1 protein-coding gene is annotated in these 534 nt (G+C 57.3%); it reads right to left on the minus strand.

The genetic code is table 11. The annotated features are described in order from the left end of the window. Positions 1 to 534: hypothetical protein (locus K9U40_RS23360; RefSeq protein WP_349239457.1), on the minus strand; the 534-nt coding region annotated here is incomplete at both ends.

The following is a 534-nucleotide window of genomic DNA, read 5'->3' on the forward strand; positions in this document are numbered from 1 at the left end:
ATGTTGAACATGCTCTCTCGTGTCTTGGTGACCTGAGATTCGACTTCAAGCGCCTGAATCGGTGCAATGTGAATATGCCCCTGGCTGTCTATGGTCAAGGCCCCGTCGTCAACGGCCTGCACCAGCTGGCCAATGCCCGCTTTGACCCGTCCCAGCACGCGCTCCAGGAACTTATCTGGATTGTCCGTCAAGCTCAAAGCACGGATCAGCGACTTGTGCTTCTCGGCCCACTGCGTTTCAGGTATCAGCTGATCGGCACGGTTGCGATGGCGGCTGCTGTGTTCCAGCCACAGCTTTCCGCCTTTGATCGCTTTCTTCAAAGAAGTCGCTGCGCTTGCTTTGAGAGCTGCAAGAGCAACCTTGCGATCAGGGCCTTCCAGCAGCGAGTGCCAACTTGGGTCCGCAACCGACACATCAAACCCCTCGGGAAGGCTGCTGATGCCGCGTTTGGACAAATCGCGCAGCGTCTTGAGCTGCTTGAGCGCCTTGTCCGTTTCCTCGCCTTTGATCTCCAGGACTCCGAGGGCATTGAGC

The sequence above is a fragment of the Xanthobacter autotrophicus genome (genome assembly GCF_030015065.1).
Lineage (GTDB): Bacteria > Pseudomonadota > Alphaproteobacteria > Rhizobiales > Xanthobacteraceae > Xanthobacter > Xanthobacter autotrophicus_D.